General features: G+C 61.9%; 13 protein-coding genes. 6 read left to right on the forward strand and 7 right to left on the reverse strand.

Annotated elements, in window-relative coordinates; genetic code table 11:
- Window positions 1-208: 208 nt before the first annotated feature.
- Entirely contained in the window at window positions 209-718 is a 510-nt protein-coding gene (locus tag GGQ89_RS14235; RefSeq protein WP_018251187.1) for a hypothetical protein, read from the forward strand.
- A gap of 23 nt (window positions 719-741) precedes the next feature.
- Entirely contained in the window at window positions 742-1,095 is a 354-nt protein-coding gene (locus GGQ89_RS14240; protein ID WP_018251186.1) for a hypothetical protein, read from the forward strand.
- Window positions 1,096-1,616: 521 nt separating this feature from the next.
- On the opposite strand, the gene katG is transcribed toward GGQ89_RS14240, so the two are convergent.
- On the reverse strand, window positions 1,617-3,887 hold the full coding sequence (gene katG / locus GGQ89_RS14245; RefSeq protein WP_231376779.1) for a catalase/peroxidase HPI: 2,271 nt from the start codon (window positions 3,885-3,887) through the stop codon (window positions 1,617-1,619).
- A 408-nt stretch (window positions 3,888-4,295) separates the two neighbouring features.
- Between katG and GGQ89_RS14250 the strand changes: the two genes are divergently transcribed.
- Together GGQ89_RS14250 and GGQ89_RS14255 are read left to right on the forward strand one after the other, a co-directional pair.
- Window positions 4,296-5,552: a TolC family protein gene (locus tag GGQ89_RS14250; RefSeq protein WP_018251184.1), complete on the forward strand. Its 1,257-nt coding sequence runs from the start codon at window positions 4,296-4,298 to the stop codon at window positions 5,550-5,552.
- The gene (locus tag GGQ89_RS14255) at window positions 5,549-8,716 is read left to right on the forward strand and encodes an efflux RND transporter permease subunit (protein ID WP_018251183.1); all 3,168 of its coding nucleotides are present in this window, start codon (window positions 5,549-5,551) and stop codon (window positions 8,714-8,716) included. Before GGQ89_RS14250 ends, GGQ89_RS14255 begins: the two co-directional genes overlap by 4 nt.
- Before the next feature lie 102 nt (window positions 8,717-8,818).
- On the opposite strand, the gene GGQ89_RS14260 is transcribed toward GGQ89_RS14255, so the two are convergent.
- The 5 genes from GGQ89_RS14260 to GGQ89_RS14280 all read right to left on the reverse strand — a co-directional run bounded on the left by GGQ89_RS14260 (window position 8,819) and on the right by GGQ89_RS14280 (window position 12,568).
- Complete coding sequence (locus GGQ89_RS14260; protein ID WP_018251182.1) at window positions 8,819-9,529, reverse strand: VIT1/CCC1 transporter family protein; 711 nt, start codon at window positions 9,527-9,529, stop codon at window positions 8,819-8,821.
- 164 nt (window positions 9,530-9,693) lie between these two features.
- Window positions 9,694-11,049, reverse strand: a complete 1,356-nt coding sequence (locus tag GGQ89_RS14265) for a sensor histidine kinase (protein WP_043060762.1) — start codon at window positions 11,047-11,049, stop codon at window positions 9,694-9,696.
- On the reverse strand, window positions 11,015-11,701 hold the full coding sequence (locus GGQ89_RS14270) for a response regulator (protein ID WP_184106167.1): 687 nt from the start codon (window positions 11,699-11,701) through the stop codon (window positions 11,015-11,017). Before GGQ89_RS14270 ends, GGQ89_RS14265 begins: the two co-directional genes overlap by 35 nt.
- Entirely contained in the window at window positions 11,682-12,284 is a 603-nt protein-coding gene (locus GGQ89_RS14275; RefSeq protein WP_043060773.1) for a cytochrome b/b6 domain-containing protein, read from the reverse strand. The genes GGQ89_RS14270 and GGQ89_RS14275 overlap by 20 nt, the downstream gene beginning before the upstream one ends.
- Window positions 12,285-12,286: 2 nt before the next feature.
- Window positions 12,287-12,568 (reverse strand): PepSY domain-containing protein, encoded by a 282-nt coding sequence (locus tag GGQ89_RS14280; protein ID WP_018251178.1) that lies wholly within the window; start codon window positions 12,566-12,568, stop codon window positions 12,287-12,289.
- A 194-nt stretch (window positions 12,569-12,762) separates the two neighbouring features.
- Here GGQ89_RS14280 and GGQ89_RS14285 point away from each other — a divergent pair, with 194 nt between their 5' ends.
- Both GGQ89_RS14285 and GGQ89_RS14290 read left to right on the forward strand, forming a co-directional pair.
- Complete coding sequence (locus GGQ89_RS14285; RefSeq protein ID WP_043060760.1) at window positions 12,763-13,242, forward strand: acyl-ACP desaturase; 480 nt, start codon at window positions 12,763-12,765, stop codon at window positions 13,240-13,242.
- A gap of 292 nt (window positions 13,243-13,534) precedes the next feature.
- Window positions 13,535-13,987 carry a hypothetical protein gene (locus GGQ89_RS14290; protein ID WP_043060763.1) on the forward strand — a complete coding sequence of 151 codons (453 nt, stop codon included), beginning with the start codon at window positions 13,535-13,537 and terminating at the stop codon, window positions 13,985-13,987.
- A 40-nt stretch (window positions 13,988-14,027) separates the two neighbouring features.
- Here GGQ89_RS14290 and GGQ89_RS14295 read toward each other — a convergent pair whose 3' ends face one another.
- Window positions 14,028-14,432 carry a MerR family DNA-binding protein gene (locus tag GGQ89_RS14295; protein ID WP_101750172.1) on the reverse strand — a complete coding sequence of 135 codons (405 nt, stop codon included), beginning with the start codon at window positions 14,430-14,432 and terminating at the stop codon, window positions 14,028-14,030.
- Window positions 14,433-14,466: the final 34 nt, after the last annotated feature.

The raw sequence follows: 14,466 nt of genomic DNA on the forward strand, positions 1-14,466 counted from the left end.
ATCTGGCATAGATCGCTGTCCTATTACTCGCTCGTTTCGGGAAGCTGTTTCCGCAAGAGGCAGCCTTTCGAAGCTGCCGCATACAGGCATCGTAGCTCACCCATGCAGCAGGAACGAAGATGAATGATCGATAACGATTGTATTCAGCAACACTAAAACACGGATCAGACATTAGAATAACAGCGGATCGCCCGCGAGGACAACTCCGATGGACAAAAGGTTAATTTCTGCCGTTATCATTTCCAGCGTTGCTGTTGCGGGCTTTGCAGCGGCTCCAGCCTCGGCGCAGGACTATTATGGCCGTGACGGCTATCGCCAGCAATATCAGGGCGATGGGTACGACTATGACCAGGACGCGCGCTATCAGAACCAACTGCGGCAACGCCAAATCCAACGCTCCGAGCGGCAGCGCCGCGCACAGTATCAGTATGACCAGCGTTACGCACGCAATGGCTACGAGAGCTATCAGTACGATCAGGGCCCGTATTACGCCGATCGCGGTGCCTATGCCGAGCGCCGCACCTACTATCAGGGTCAGCGCTGCCGTTCGGGCACCACTGGTACGATCGTCGGAGCGATTGCGGGTGCATTGCTTGGTCGCGAGATCGGACGTGGTGGCCCCTATGACCAACCGAGCACGACCGGCTTGATCCTCGGCGCTGGCGGCGGTGCGCTGGCCGGCCGGGCCATCGAACGCAGTGGCAATGACTGCCGCTGACAGTCGTTAGAGAGGAAGGCATCATGTTCAGCATTCGCAAGCTCGCGATGGCAGCGAGCATCGCTACCGCTTCGACGATCGCACTCGCCGCGCCGGCGTCGGCACAGACCTTCGGCGGCTTCAGCCTCAGCTTCGGCTCGGGCGGGTATGGCGGCCAAGACTACGATTACGACGACGATTACTCGTCCAACGGATACTACGCCTACCGCTCGCCCCAGTATCAGCCCTATTACCAATACCAGCAGCGGGACTATCGCTGGCAGGAATGGCAGCGGCGCCAGCAGTTGCAGCGCTGGCGTGCCGAGCAGCAGCGGCGGCTCTACTGGGAGCGCGTTCGTCGCGAGCGGGAACAGTGGCGCTACGACGACGACTATTGAGGCCAGACGATCGTTCGCACCCGGCGTTCAAATAGCGTCGGGTGCGCGTCGCTTCTTCATTTGTCTAGCGGGTTGCTCGTCCGACGTCTTCCGCGTCCCATTCGGTGAGGTAGACGAGAGGTGGCCAGCAGGTGGTTATACCGGTAGGCTGGCCGTGGTGTTCTTGCAAGCCGCCTTACCATAAGGGCCTAATCTTCGGCGGAGATAAAAAGCTGTGCGCTGGCTGACACTCAGCGGCGATATTGACCAGTACTTTACACCGGCTGAAAAATCAATGCTTGTTGATTCACTTATTCTTTAATTGGACCCAGTATGGAGGCGTGGCCAGCTCGATACTGGGTCTTGGCTTATTTCAACAATCAGACTTTAAAATATTATATCAAATGATTCAACATAATTTATGTAGAAATCGTGAGTAAACTCTCTTACGAGTAAGAATCTCGCCGGTTGAACCGAGTAGACATGTTTTTTCTGGTCAGTGATTATCGGCATGATTCTCTGCCAAATTATTTCTCACAATGTCAAAATCGGTCAGCGTTCATCACCTTTGTCCAAGCCGCGGCGAAGTCGTTGACAAACTGCTGTTGCGACCCACGGGTTGCGTAGACTTCGCTAACCGCTCGAAGCTCGCTGGTGTAACCGAACGACAGATCGACCGGAGTCGCATACCAGCGGATCTGGCCGCCGTTGCGATCCTTGCCGACAAACCGGGTGTTGGTGGCGTCCATCGGGGCCCACGCCGTGTTCATGTCGAGCAGGTTGACAAAGAAGTCGTTGGTAAGCAGGCCGGGTCGCGTGGTCAGGACACCGGCACTCGACCCGCCGGCATTGGCGTTGAGCGCGCGCATACCACCGATCAGCACCGTCATTTCACTCGTGGTCAGACCCAGGGTGCTCGCTTTGTCTACCATCGCTTCGGGTGCGGTCAGACGCTGGCCGGGCAGGTAGTAGTTGCGGAAGCCATCAGCCTTCGGCTCCAGATAGTTGAAACTTTTGACGTCGGTCTGTTCCTGGCTCGCGTCAGTGCGTCCGGCCATAAAGGGGATCTTTACGGGTGTGCCAGCGTCCGCTGCCGCCTTCTCCACCGCGACGGAGCCGCCCAGCACGATCAGATCGGCCAGCGAGACCGGCCGGTCGCGGTGGCGCCCGTTATACTGATCCCGGATCGCCTCGAGTTTCGGCAGCACGACGGCTAGCTCCTGCGGATCGTTGACTGCCCACGTCCGTTCCGGCGCGAGCGCCAACCGTCCGCCGTTCGCACCCCCGCGCCAATCTGTATTGCGGAAACTCGCCGCGGCGGCCCATGCGGTACGTACCAGCTGAGGGACAGTCAGTCCTGATGCCATGATCTGTCGACCAAGGTCTGCCACGTCGCTGGTAGATAGCGTCTTGGTCGGGGCTGCGGGGACGGGATCCTGCCAGATAAAATCCTGCGCCGGCACCTCGTTGCCCAGATAGCGAGATTTCGGGCCAAGGTCGCGGTGGGTCAGCTTGAACCACACGTCGCCAAACTCGCTTTTGAACTGATCGGGATGCGCGCGATAGCGCTCGATCGTCGCGAGCCACGCCGGGTCGAGCTTCAGCGACACGTCCGTCGTCATCATCATCGGCGCATGGCGCTTCGTCTTGTCGAACGCGTCGGGCACCAGATTCTGTGCGCGCTTGTCGTCGGGTTCCCACTGCGTGCCGCCGCCGGGGCTCTTGGTCTTCACCCAGTTATATTTCAGCAGGTTCTCGTTGTAATTGTTAGTGAAATGCGTCGGGTCCTGCGACCACGCGCCCTCCAACGGCGAAGTAATAGCGTCCTTGCCCACCCCGGTCGCGCAGGTGCTGTGCCAGCCAAGGCCCTGTGATGCCATATCGGCCGCAGCAGGTTCCTTGCCTTGGCACGTTTTCTGATCGTGCGCGCTGTGCGCCTTTCCGATGGTATGTCCGCCCGCGATCAGCAGTGCCGTCTCGCGGTCGTCCATTCCCATGTTCGAGAACGTCTGGCGAATATCGTCGATCGCATGAACCGGATCGTGATCCTTCATGTGACCCTCGGGATTGACGTAGATCAGCCCCTGCGTGCTGTTTGCAAGCGGCTCGATGAGCTTGCCGTCCTTGTCGTATCGCGCGACCGTGAGCATCTCGCGTTCCGGACCCCAGAACATCTCTTCCGCGGCCCAGTCGTCGCGTCGCCCGCCACCGAATCCGATGACCTTGAAGCCCATCTGCTCAAGAGCGACATTTCCGGTCAGAACGATGAGATCGCCCCAGGACAGCGCCCGGCCGTACTTCTGCTTGATCGGCCAGAGCAGCCGTCGCGCTTTGTCGAGATTGGCGTTATCGGGCCAGCTCGATAGCGGTTCGAACCGCTGCTGCGCACCATCCTCGCCACCACGTCCATCAGCCGCACGATAGGTGCCGGCATTATGCCACGTCATGCGAATGAAGAAGGGCGCGTAGGTGCCGTAGTCGGCCGGCCACCATGGTTGCGACGTCGTCAGCAGCTTGGCAATGTCGGCCTTGACGGCCGTCAGATCGAGTTTCGAGAATTCAGCGGCGTAATCAAAATTTTGATAGGGGTTGCTGCGCTGTTCGTTACGACGGAGAGCCGTGAGGTCGAGCCGATCCGGCCACCACTCCTGGTTGGTCTTTCCCGTGACCCGATCTTCAGCGGTCTTTGGCGTAGGCGCTAGAGGCTTGGCCATCGGCGTCGGCTTCGTCAACGGCAACTGGGCGAGCGCCGGGGTTCCGATGGCCAGCAGCGGCAAACCAATGGATGTCATTGTTTTGAAAAATTTCGGCATCGCCATACCCTTTCGCTTCGGATTTTTTCCCGGCCTAACCCGGAGGATATTGAGGTGAAAGAGTTTGGGGGCACCGAGATTCTAAAATCGGGTTTAGTTTTGAATGCTTATGAGGATGAATGGCTGACCTAATCGTCACTAGTGCAAATAGCTGTTTCCTACTATCCAAAGCGGCTACAGCCAACGTTAGGTAACTGGAAGATCTACGTTTTCGCGATTAGACCTCTGTGGGCGGCTGGGTGGACGTCGAGAGTCTGTCAGGGAGTGCCCCCTACAGCGCTTGCAAGAGCCTGGATGACGGTACGCCTTCGCACGCGGAGCAGCATTGTAATTCCATCGACCCAAAATTAGTCGTCTGTCGAACCCAACCCGATTGACGTTGCCTCGGTGTAGGCATGGGAGACCACTATGCGCGCCTTGGCTCTGGCCGGCTCGGTTTTGATCGCAGCCACCCCCGCGGCTGCCCAGACGACGAATTCGATTACGCTCGATGCCTTGGTCCAGGATGTCATCGCGAACAATCCCGAGCGGCAATTCTATCAGCGGCAGATCGAAACCGCCGGCGTCGAGCGGAACGCGGCCGGACGCTGGGCCGATCCGGAGGCTGTGGTCGAGTTCGGCCAGCGGCGTGCGCAGAACCTCGCCAACAATGCGGTAACCGGTGAGGGACGGACATATGCCGTGTCGGTGGTCCAGCCGATCGAGTTCGGCGGCCGGATCGCATTGCGGCGTGCGATTGCCGATCGTCAGGTTTCACTCGCCCGTATCGGTTTGCAGCAATTCGACGCAACACTCGCCGCACGCGCCCGATCGATCGGCTATGGATTGTTTGCGGCAGACGAGAAGGCTGCCGCCGCGCGTGAGGTGGCGGGGCGGATGCGCACGCTCGCCCGTGTCATCGTTTCACGTGATCCCGCCGGTCCCTCGCCGCAGCTCGAGGCGGCATCGTTGGTTGCCAGCGCGATCAGCGCAGAGCGGTCAGCGGCGATGGCCGATGCCGAAGCGAACTCATTCCTTTACGAACTGAATCAGCTACGCGGAGCGCCCTTCGCTGCGCGTATTCGCATCGTTCGTCCGGATATGTCGCTCCCGGCACTTCCCGCGGGCCCGCTTCTGGCCGCGAACGCCGCGCAGAATAACTTCGAACTGAAGTCGCTGCGCGCCCAGTTCGAGCAGCAGGGACTGCGTGTCGATCTGGCGAAGAAAGCGCGTATCCCGATCATCAGCGTTGGCCCCTACTTCGACCGTGCGCGATCGGACATTCGCGAAACGAATTATGGCGTCCGCTTGTCGACCACACTCCCCTTGTGGAATCGGCAGGCGGGCGACGTCGCAATCGAGCAGGGTAGACAAGCGCAGGCTAATGCAACGCTGATCAACGCCGAGCGGCGAATTCAGCGCGACGTATTTGATCAAGCTGCTCAATATGAAGCGAAACGTGAGGCGCTGACGAAATGGGACGGCGAGAGCCCCAAGCGCTTCGCGGAAGCCGCTGCCGACGCTGACCGGAATTATCGGCTCGGCGCGATCCCACTGACGACGTACACCCAGATGCAGCAAAGCTACATGGACGCCGTAAACGCAGTGCTCGACACCCGACGTGAAGCGTTGGAAGCGCTTCTGCAGTTGCGCGCCCTCAATGGCGGGACGCAGCTCGCGCGATGAACAGTTGGCTCCGCTACGTCACCCACCACCGGCTCGCGGTCGCCCTGGTCACCGCGTTGGTCGCGACGATCGGTCTATGGTCGTTTGCGAACCTGCAGATCGATGCCATTCCCGACATCACGGGGGTCCAGGTCCAGATCAATACGCAGGTGCCGGCACTGGCCCCGGAGGAGATCGAGCGGCTGGTCACGCAGCCGATCGAGCGTGCGATGGGGGGGCAGCCCGGTCTTGACCAGACGCGATCACTGACGAAGACGGGCCTCAGTCAGGTCACGCTTCTCTACAAGGACGGGACCGACCAGCTGAAAGCGCGCCAGCTCGTTACGGAACGCCTGACCGCCGTCCAAAATCAGCTGCCGCCTGGCAGTACACCGCAGCTGGCGCCCATCACGACCGGTCTCGGGGAAATCTATTATTACACGCTTGAATGGCGCCGTCCCCCACCAGGGATGGACCAGCAGCGCCAGCTTATGGAGCTGTACGAGGCTCAGGAATATACCGTCCGCCCCATGATGCGTGCCGTCCCCGGCGTCGCTGACGTCAACACGAATGGCGGGTTGGAGGAACAGTTCGTCGTCCAGCCGGATCCGGTGCGGTTGACGATGCACGGTGTTACGGCGGGGGAGCTCGCGGCCGCTGTTTCAAAGAACGTCGAGAACGCTGGCGGCGGGATCATTCGCCGCGGTGCGGAACGTTTCACGGTTCGGACCGATGCGCGGGTGATGAACGCGACGCAGATTGGCGCCATCCCCGTGAAGTTTGCAGCCGGCGTACTTCCAATACAGGTACGCGACCTTGCCGATGTCGTGATTTCATCGGCCCCACGTCAGGGCGCGGCGACGCAAAACGGCCGCGAAACCGTCCTTGGCACAATCATGATGCTGGTCGGGCAGAACAGTCGCGAAACTGCTGTCGCCGTCGAACAGGCACTGCCCGGCATCCAGGCCGCGATTCCCAAGGGTATGGTGATCGATCGTCAATACAGCCGTGCCGACCTGGTCGAACGCACGATTTCTACTGTCGAGCACAATCTGGGTGAAGGTGCCCTTCTCGTTGCCGTTGTCCTGCTCCTGGTGTTGGGCAATTGGCGCGCGGCATTGATCGTGGCACTCGTCATTCCGCTCGCCTTCCTCGTCACCGTAACGGGTATGCGGACGATCGGCGTCTCAGGAAATCTGATGAGCCTCGGTGCGCTCGACTTCGGCCTGATCGTCGACGGGGCGATCGTGGTGGTCGAGAACAGCTTGCGCCTTCTCGCCGTTCGCCGGCGTGAAAAGGGTGAGGACCTTACCAGCGAAGAGCGTCGGGAGACGGTCGCACATGCTGCGCGCATGGTTGCCCGCCCGACGTTCTTCGGCATCGCCATCATCGCGCTGGTTTACGTCCCGGTGCTCAGCCTCGGTGGCGTCGAGGGCAAGCTGTTCCAGCCGATGGCTCAAGCGGTGATGCTGGCGATCGTTGCGGGGCTCGCCTGGACCTTCACGATTGTCCCGGCGCTATCGGCCTGGCTCCTGCGCGCGCCGGCAGGCAGCGATGATACGGAGCATCACAAGGGCTTCGTTGGCGTCGCCGAACGTGCCTACACGCCGGTTTTGGAACGCGCGCTCGGCCATCCCGCCCTGCTCGCCATCGGCGCGCTTGCGCTGCTCGCGGCGACCTTTCTCGTCTTCAAGACATTGGGCTCCCAATTCACTCCCAGGCTCGACGAGGGCGCGATCACGGCGATGGTGTACCGACCGGTCGGCATGTCGCTCGAACAGAGCCTGGCGATCGAGAAGCAGACCGAGATCGCTATCCGTCGCGCATATCCCCAGGTCACGCGTACCTTCTCGCGGATCGGCACCAGTGAGGTCGCGACCGATCCGATGCCGCCCGACCAGAACGACCTCTACATCTTCTACGGCCCGATGAAGGACTGGCCGACCGGCGACGGCATGCCCACAACGAAGCAGGAGCTTGTCGCCGGCATCCAGAAGGTGGCTCAGCAAGTCTACAAAGGCCAACACTTCGAGTTCGCCCAACCGATCGAGATGCGCTTCAACGAGATGCTGGAGGGCGTTCGAGCCGATGTGTCGGTCAAGGTCTTTGGCGACGATTACGACACGTTGGAAAAGGCAGCGACAAAGGCCAAGGCGATTCTTGAGAAGCTGCCTGGCACGGCAGGCGTCGCATTCGAAACGGCTGGCCGCCCGAAGAGCATCGTCGTTCAACTCGATCACGCAGCACTGTTGCGCCTCGGCCTTGGCACCCAGGCCGTAAACGAGGCGATACGGGACGCGCTGGCCGGAGCGGAAGTCGGCTTCATCCCTCATGGTCCTGCCCGCCACATGATCGTCATCCGTATGCCCGAGAGCCTGCGCGCTGATCCCTCGGCGATCCTGGCCTTGCCCTTGCGCGTCGGCGATTATGGGATGGTCCCCCTGTCTCGCGTTGCGCGCCTTCAGGAAACAAGGATCGTCGAGCCCATCCTCCACGACGACGCCAATCGTCGTGCCGCGTTGATGGTCAACCTGTCGACCAGCGATCTCGAAGGCTATGTCCAGAAGGCAAAGGCTGCGATTGACGGGCAGGTGAAGCTGCCTCCCGGTTACCGGATTGAGTTCGGCGGCCAGTATCATCAGTTGGAAGCAGCGCAGAAGCGTCTGTCGATTGTCGTCCCCGCCGCACTGATCCTGATCTTCGCGTTGGTCTACGCAGCGCTTGGCAGCGTCCGGGAGGCGGCAATTGTCTATACAGGAATACCGTTTGCGGTGACGGGCGGCGTGCTGGCCTTATGGCTTCGTGGCATGCCGTTCTCGATTACCGCTGCGATCGGTTTCATTGCGCTGTCGGGTATCGCAATGCTTAACGGCCTCGTCCTGATTGACCATATCAACAGCTTGCGTGATGGCCGGGAGGGCGATCCGCTACCTGTCGAGGACGCTGTTCGGCAGGGTGCGCACGACCGCTTGCGTCCCGTGCTGTCGACAGCACTCGTTGCCTCTGTCGGCTTCATTCCGATGGCAATAGCGACAGGGGCAGGTGCAGAAGTGCAGCGTCCGCTCGCTACCGTAGTCATCGGCGGCATCATCACTTCGACGATCCTGACGCTGCTGCTGCTCCCGAGCCTGTACGCCTGGATCGAGCATCACTCGACGAAGGCGGCTACCCCAGCATCTGAGTGATCGATCTGTGGTCGGTTCCGGGCGCTTCCACCTTACACCCTGTGGAGGCGCTCGGTCACGGCGAATGACGTAGGTGGCGATGAATTCAAATACTGGCCAGTTTTAGACCACGGTGCCGGTAAGAGCGCCGATCAGCGCTGTCATCCCCATGGCGAGGGCACCGAGCAAGACCACCCGGAGCATGGCTCGGCCAGCAGGGGCGCCTCCTGCCCTGGCACCGAGCGCGCCCAGCAGGGCGAGCAATACGAGCGCTGTTACCGGCACTACATAAAGGACGGCGCCATGCGGTGCTAGGGCTGCAAGCACCGGCAGGATGGCCCCTGCGGCGAACGCCAGTGCAGACGACACCGCTGCCTGCAGGGGCAGTGATTCGCCGTCATCGGCCAGGCCAAGCTCGTCACGGCGATGTGCTCCAAGCGCATCATGCGCCATCATCTGCTCCGCAACCCGATGAGCGAGGAGTGGTTCGACCCCCCGGCTCTCATAGATCGCCGCCAATTCCCGTGTTTCAGCCGCAGGTGACCGCTTCAGCTCAGCGGCTTCCCGTGCCAGATCGGCCTTTTCTGTATCCGCCTGTGAGCTCACCGAAACATATTCGCCGGCGGCCATTGCTAGAGCACCTCCGACCAGGGCCGCCACACCGGCGATAAGAACAGTGCTCGCAGAAGCACCGGGGGCTGCTGCGACACCGACAATGAGACTGGATACCGATATGATGCCGTCATTAGCGCCAAGTACCGCGGCGCGAAGCCAGCCGGTGCGGTGGACCAGATGATGTTCACCCGGAGCATGGTCGATGGCGTCGGTCGTCATTGGCTTTCCTAAAGTATCCTGGACCAAGTAGGCTGCCGGTTGGGCGGGAATTAGTTTGTATATGGCTCCGCCCGGCGGTTCATGGGTGGTATCGCTACGCTGGATGCGTTGCGACACGAACCTGACGAACACCTGACAAGGCAATGCCGCATATGATTTAGGAATCAGGCCTTGAGCTGAACTCGAAACAGAGCGCCACCACCTGCTGCGTTTTCAACGCTGACCGTTCCATTATGCGCTTCGGTCAACCGCTGCACAATGCCAAGGCCGAGGCCCGCTCCGTTAGAGCTGCGGCGATCCTTGCGCCAGAAGCGGTCGAAAACGTGAAGAAGGTCGACCTCCGCAATCCCCGGCCCGTAATCACGGACCGCCAGCTGTGGACCCGGTCCCGCGGTTACGTCGATGGGCGTCACGCCAGGCGCGTGTGACAGCGCGTTGTCGATCAGGTTGCGATAGATGCGGAAAATCGCTTCGGGATGTCCGATCGCCTGCGTGTCGCCTAAGCTCTCGAAACGTAGATCGCGCTGCGCGGCAAACACCTTTGGCGCCATCGCGGCCACGACGTCTCGGCCGATGTCGGCGAGGTCGATGGCAAGGTGGCCATCGACGGCCAGCGCGTCGGCCTGGGCAAGATCGAGCATCTGTTCGACAAGACGGGTCAAGTGCCGAGCATCCGCGTGCAGTTCGTCCCGCTGCTTGCCTGCGGGGAGCTGGTCGAGCGACAGCTGCATGATCGACAGCGGCGTGCGCAACTCGTGCGCGGCATTGGCAGTGAACTCCCGCAGGGTCGCCATCGCTGCATCGAGCCGGCCAAGCGCCCGGTTGACGGCACTGACGAGCGTATTGACCTCGCGCGGCTCACTCGGCTCTGAAAGGCGAAGCAGAGTGTTGTCGGGTTCCAGCGCATCCACTTCACGCTCGGCATGGCGAAGCGGCTGGAGTACTCGCCGAACGGCGAAGACGTTGAACAGTAGCAGCAACAGCGACAACGGGATCAGCGGTAGCAAAACGTGCTGAATGATCTCGTTCACGATCACCGGCACATAGGGACGGATGCCGTCGCCCTCGAACTGCATCGCCAGCCATCGCCGCTCGTTGCCACGATCGATCGCGCGGACGCCCGATATCCGATAGCCGTGAGGAGTCTGTTCGCGCCGCGTCCAGTCGACCAGGGTCGACGCACCGTCGATCCCGGCCTGACCCACCCGCCGGAGTTCGGGCGATCCCGGTTCGACATAGCGCGCGGACCAGGATTCGGCCCCCGGCGGCCCCGCCAGCAGATCCGGCGATAGAACCCCACCTGCCGGAGCCTTTGCGGCTTCGAGCGTCAGCAGTTCCTGCGCGAGAGATTCGGGCTGCCGACTGTAGGTGAAGACGACGATCCCGACGTCGAGCGCCGCGAATAGCAGCGTGAACGCCGCCAGACGCGCTGCGATCTGTCGGAACAGGGTCGGGGGCCGTCGCCTTGGCCGGACGGTGCCCGACCTACTCACCGGATACGCTCGGCGCAAAAAGTGCATAGCCGACGCCGTGCACGGTGCGGACCTGCACGTCCGCCCCGGCGGCGGTCAGTCGCTTGCGCAGCCGCGATACCGCTGCTTCCAGCGCATTGGGCGTTACCTCCGCATCCATCGCATATAGCGTATTCTCGAGTGCCGGCTTGGCGACGACGTGTCCGGCGCGGCGGAGCAGAACCTCAAGCAGGTTAATTTCACGCGGCGTCGCCTCGATCGCCGCGCCGCCCACCTCGGCCGACCGTGAGGCACAATCGAGTACGACGTTGCCCGCGGCGAGCTGAGTGCCGAGCGACGCCCCGGGCCGTCGCAGCAGGGCACGGCACCGTGCAGCGAGTTCGGGAATCTGGAACGGTTTCACCTGATAGTCGTCAGCGCCCGCGTCCAGTCCGGTCACGCGGTCGTCGAGGCCACCTCGCGCCGTTAGGACAAGGATCGGCGTCGCATTCTTGTCCCGACGGGAGCGGCGGACGATGTCCAGGCCGTCTCCGTCGGGCAGGCCAAGGTCGACCAGTAGCAGGTCATATGTCGCCACCTTCATCGCCAGCTCGGCGTCCTCGACGGTCTCGACCCAATCGACCGCGAAACCCTGCGGGATCAGACCGTCGCGAACCAGGCTACCGAGCCGGACGTTGTCTTCAATCAGCAGCAGGCGCATGGTCGATGTCGGTCCCCGTTGGTGCACGTTTGTAGCCAGTGACCATCGCCAGCGGCAGGTTTTCCCGGTGCCGTACGCTCTCGACGATCGCACCGATGACATGCAGGGCTACCGCGCCGATCAGAACATTGGCGGCAGTTTCGTGCAACGTCTCGACCCAGCCCACACCCCAGAATTGGTCGAGCCCCATCATCCATCCGCTGGTCCCCACCGTCGCCAGCAGGACAAGGAGGACGACGATCATCGCGCCCCCGGCCGGGTTGTGACCGATGTAGCGCGGCTCGCGCCGGGCAGCCATCGCGCGGAAATAGCGCAGCAGCCCGACTGGGCTGGGCACGAAGCTGGCGAACCGTGCGTGACGCCGGCCGATGATGCCCCAGATCAGCCGGACCGCCAGCGCCGTGACGACGACGTAGCCGACATAGATATGCGGCGTCTCCTCGTGCCGAAGGAACGTCAGGTTGGCGATGACACCTCCTGCCACGGTCCAGTGAAAGATGCGGACGATCGGGTCCCAGACCTTGACCCTGCCGCGGTTGCGAACAGGGTCTCGGGAAGGAGCCGCTGGAGCGACGTGGTTCATCGTCAGTCGACGTTGTTCTGAACGATCGCGCCGTTCACCGGGTTGAAATAGACCTCGGCGCGCTTGCCGTCCTTGGTGTGGGCGTAGATCTCGTAGCAGCTGCCCGACACCTGAAAGACCTTGACGTCGCGATAGCCCATCTTCGCGACGCGGCTTTTCATCTGTGCCGGCGTCATCCATTTGGCCTGTGGTGCCTTCGTGCAGACGGGTGCCGCCATCGCCATCGGCGCGGCTGCAATGGCGGCGAGAAAGCCTGCGACCTTCAGGGGGGCGAATCGGATCATCGAACGAGCTCCTGTCAGAGGCGGGATAGCCTCGATGACCGGAAGATCGCAGCAGCGCCTGACCGAATCCTGACAGCGCGGCGAGTATTTCCCACGTCTCGAAAAATGCGCTGGCCATCGGCCTGTCAGGTCGTCGTCAGGACCGGGTTCGATAGCGGGGCAGCCGCATTTCCGGCGGCAATGGAGTATCGACCATGATGAAGTCCTTGATCGTCGCTGCCGCCGGTGCCGCGACCATTTTCGCCGTCAGCGTGACCGCCGCGCCGTCGGAGCCGACCCGCCCGCTCGCCGCCAGCACGCGGGCGAACCTCGAGGCCGCGATGCATGGGGAGGCCTATGCCAACCTGAAGTATCTGCGGTACGCCGACCAGGCGCAGGCGGCGGGAAAACCCGAACTCGCCAAGCTCTTCCGCGCGTCAGCCAACGTCGAAGCCAACGAGCACTTCGATCGTGAAGCGCAAGCGCTGCGGCTCGGCAGCACCAACAATGTGAATCTCGAGGACGCCATGAAGGGTGAGCACTACGAGAATGTCACGATGTACGTGAATTTCGCCAAAGAGGCGGAGGCGGCCGGCGACACCAAGGTGGCGCAGATGTTCCGCCAGATCGCGGTCGACGAAGGCACGCATTACGCGGCTTACAAGGCTGCCCTGGCAAAGCTCCCCCGTCGCTAAGCCAGCTGCAGGCGCCGGCCCGGCCATCCCCCCGGCGGGCCGGCGCATCAAATCGGGATCGTTCGATAGGTTTTTAACACACGCCAGCCGAATGGGGCCTGAAAGAGCGCTCAGTGCCCTAATCGCGCAACATCAATTCGAACGCGAGATTTTCAACAGCCACGAACGGTTTTGACACCATTCCTTGAGTAGCCAAGTCAGCTAATCGCTTAGTGACCTAGCCGTAATGGATAAGTTGAGTCACTGCTGTTTTCTGCTTTCGTTCTCCACGATACTGAATCATAGAATTGTTATGCCAATCGCGCGTGAACATCGCTGGCTCTACCCGATTGACTGGCGTGAACTATCTGCCTTCATCCGGTTTGGCCGCGCCAAAGGACGCTGCGAACATTGTCAGCGCCCGCATGGTCGTCATGTGCTGCATCTGGGCGATGGTGTTTGGTGGGATGAGGACATAAGCAGGTGGCGCAACGGGCAGGGCAGGTGCGTTCGCCGCCTGCCGCCGCCCGACGCCCTCTTATGCGCGCAACCTGGCTTCGTCGGCATTGATCCACCTTCACAAGTGCGGATCACGCGCGTGGTTCTTGCTAGCGCGCATCTGAACCATGATCCGAGCGATAACCGACCACGCAACCTCGCTGCACTCTGCCAGCGGTGCCACATGCGCCACGACGCCAGCGAGCATCGCCGACGTCGGTGGATCAACGCCTTCCGTATGCGTGCGATCGGCGATCTATTTGCCTGATCCGAAATCTCCTGCTGACCGCCTGGGAGCTAATCAAAGATCACTCAGTCGGTGAATCGAACGCTGTCAGGATTGGGCACGGCCCTGCCGATCCCGAGCCGCACTCGCTGGCAAGCCGACGCAGCGAAGCACGCGCCTGTTCAAGCTCGGCGATCTTCGCATCCAGCGCCGCCATCTGCTCATGGGCGAGCTGGCGCGCACGCGCGCGATCGTCGGTCGCATCCAGCGCCAGAAGCTCACCGATCTGCTCGAGCGTGAAACCGGCTGCCTGCGCCGAGCGGATGAAGCGAAGGCGGCGGGCGTCATCGGTGCCGTAGCGCCGGATGCCGCCTCCGGCGCCAGCCCCGGTCGGCCGGTCTGGCTCGTCCAGCAAACCGCGACGCTGATAGTAGCGCACCGTTTCGACGCCGACGCCGCCCTCGCGCGCGAGCGCCGCGATCGTCATGCCGGTCATGCCTTGACTCCGTACTATGGTACGG

Source organism: Sphingomonas yabuuchiae (assembly GCF_014199595.1).
GTDB classification, from domain to species: Bacteria; Pseudomonadota; Alphaproteobacteria; order Sphingomonadales; family Sphingomonadaceae; genus Sphingomonas; species Sphingomonas yabuuchiae.

Bases quoted from the DNA above. Each gene is read 5' to 3' on its own strand.
- GGQ89_RS14235 (WP_018251187.1), top strand. From the start codon at position 209: ATGGACAAAAGGTTAATTTCTGCCGTTATCATTTCCAGCGTTGCTGTT.
- GGQ89_RS14240 (WP_018251186.1), top strand. From the start codon at position 742: ATGTTCAGCATTCGCAAGCTCGCGATGGCAGCGAGCATCGCTACCGCT.
- katG (WP_231376779.1), bottom strand. From the start codon at position 3,887: ATGCCGAAATTTTTCAAAACAATGACATCCATTGGTTTGCCGCTGCTG.
- GGQ89_RS14250 (WP_018251184.1), top strand. From the start codon at position 4,296: ATGCGCGCCTTGGCTCTGGCCGGCTCGGTTTTGATCGCAGCCACCCCC.
- GGQ89_RS14255 (WP_018251183.1), top strand. From the start codon at position 5,549: ATGAACAGTTGGCTCCGCTACGTCACCCACCACCGGCTCGCGGTCGCC.
- GGQ89_RS14260 (WP_018251182.1), bottom strand. From the start codon at position 9,529: ATGACGACCGACGCCATCGACCATGCTCCGGGTGAACATCATCTGGTC.
- GGQ89_RS14265 (WP_043060762.1), bottom strand. From the start codon at position 11,049: ATGCACTTTTTGCGCCGAGCGTATCCGGTGAGTAGGTCGGGCACCGTC.
- GGQ89_RS14270 (WP_184106167.1), bottom strand. From the start codon at position 11,701: ATGCGCCTGCTGCTGATTGAAGACAACGTCCGGCTCGGTAGCCTGGTT.
- GGQ89_RS14275 (WP_043060773.1), bottom strand. From the start codon at position 12,284: ATGAACCACGTCGCTCCAGCGGCTCCTTCCCGAGACCCTGTTCGCAAC.
- GGQ89_RS14280 (WP_018251178.1), bottom strand. From the start codon at position 12,568: ATGATCCGATTCGCCCCCCTGAAGGTCGCAGGCTTTCTCGCCGCCATT.
- GGQ89_RS14285 (WP_043060760.1), top strand. From the start codon at position 12,763: ATGATGAAGTCCTTGATCGTCGCTGCCGCCGGTGCCGCGACCATTTTC.
- GGQ89_RS14290 (WP_043060763.1), top strand. From the start codon at position 13,535: ATGCCAATCGCGCGTGAACATCGCTGGCTCTACCCGATTGACTGGCGT.
- GGQ89_RS14295 (WP_101750172.1), bottom strand. From the start codon at position 14,432: ATGACGATCGCGGCGCTCGCGCGCGAGGGCGGCGTCGGCGTCGAAACG.